We start from the raw sequence: 1,764 nt of genomic DNA, 5'->3' as shown, positions 1-1,764 counted from the left end.
CTGGTCGTATGCAGGGACGCGAGGACGCGCAGCGTGGGTATTTGGATGTGGAGGCACTGGCCGGGGAGTTGTTGGCTCCGGGCAGTGTCTTCGCTTTTTTGGCCAAGCACCGGGGGCGCTTGTTTCCGGATTCGATGATGGAGGATCTCTTCCCGTCGCGGCGGGGACGTCCGTCGGTACCGGCGCCGGTGATCGGCTCAGTGCTGGTGCTGCAGGCCTTGCAGGGACTCTCCGATCGGGAAACCGCCGAGGCGCTGACCTATGATCTTCGCTGGAAGGCTGCGTGCGGGTACGGGCTCACTGATACTGCGTTTCACCCGAGCACGCTGACGTACTGGCGCAGGCGTCTGGCAGGGTCGTCGAATCCGTACCGGATCATGGAGGCGATCGCCGAGGTCGTTGCCGAGACCGGGGTGCTGAAGGGTAAGCGCCGGCGGGCGGTGGACTCGACTGTCCTGGACGATGCTGTGGCCAGGCAGGACACCATCACCCAGCTGATCGCCGGGATCCGCCGGTTCGGCCGTGACGTCCCTGGTGGTCAGGAACTCTTGGCTGCCCACGCGAGAGGGTATGACTACACCCGCACAGGTAAGCCGCACATCGCCTGGGATGACCCGGCGGCCAAGGACGGGCTGATCTCGGCACTGGTCACGGACGCGTTGTCACTGCTGGGCGCGGTTGATCCTGAAACGTTGGAGGGCAGGGCTGCTGATGCGTATGCGTTGCTGGCCTTGGTCGCGGGGCAGGACGTGGAACCGGCCGAGGACTCTGACGGGACCGACGGGCGGTGGCGGATCGCCCGGAAAGTCGCCCCGGATCGGATGATCTCCACCGTGGACCCGGACGCCCGGCACGCTCACAAGACCCAGTCCCGTCAGCAGGACGGCTTCAAGGCCCACATCGTGATCGAACCCGACACCGGGCTGATTACCGCCGCGGAACTGACCAAGGCCTCCGGTGCGGAAAACAGCGACGGAGCCGTCGGAGCCAGGCTCATCACCAGGGATCCTACGATCGCCGGCACGAGCGTCCAGGTCCTGGCCGATTCGGCCTACGGTTCGGGGGACATGCTCGCTGCCCTCGCGTCCGCCGGGCATATTCCGGTGATCAAGCCCTGGCCGCTGCGCCCGGCCGTTGAGGGAGGGTTTACCCTTGATGACTTCACCGTCGATGAAGCAGCCGGCACCGCCACCTGCCCGAACGGGCTCACGCGCAGGATCACCGCCAAACGGCGGGTTACGTTCGGCGCCGCCTGCAGCGGCTGCCCGCTTCGGACACGGTGCACCACCTCAGCACGGGGACGGAAGCTCGAACTGCAAGAGCACGACGCCCTGCAGCGCGAACACCGGCAACGAGCCGCTGACCCGGACTTCCAGCACGACTACCGCACCCACCGGCCCATGGTCGAACGGTCCATCGCCTGGCTCACCCTCGGCAACCGACGCGTTCCCCACCACGGAATCAAACGGAACAACGCCTGGCTCCAACTACGGATCGCAGGACTGAACCTCCGACGCCTCCTGAAGCTCGGACTCACCAGCGAACAGGGATCCTGGGCCATCCCCTGAACCCCGGAATCAGGGACCAGGACTCTCCCAACCACCCAAGGCAACACCCGCCTTCCGACCGACAGGCATCAGAGGCCCAGAATCGACCCTCAAACGCTTCAGTCCCAGAACCCCACCCCACAAAAAGGAGGGCTGGCCCCGGCCAATGAACGCCCGGGACCAGCCCCACGAAGCACTTAGTTCAGCAGTCTCCTAG

General features: G+C 65.8%; 1 protein-coding gene. It reads left to right on the top strand.

Translation table 11 applies throughout. The features are described from left to right. The first annotated feature begins 8 nt into the window (after window positions 1-8). Window positions 9-1,568 carry an IS1182 family transposase gene (locus ACYSM9_RS21785; RefSeq protein WP_461859029.1) on the top strand — a complete coding sequence of 520 codons (1,560 nt, stop codon included), beginning with the start codon at window positions 9-11 and terminating at the stop codon, window positions 1,566-1,568. Window positions 1,569-1,764 lie beyond the last annotated feature (196 nt).

This window comes from Arthrobacter sp. C152 (assembly GCF_054890965.1).
Note: the sequence above shows the minus strand (reverse complement) of the source record. Positions and strands in the feature narration are given on the sequence as shown.

Excerpts from the sequence above, each read along its gene's own strand:
- ACYSM9_RS21785 (WP_461859029.1), top strand. The coding sequence starts at position 9 with ATGCAGGGACGCGAGGACGCGCAGCGTGGGTATTTGGATGTGGAGGCA.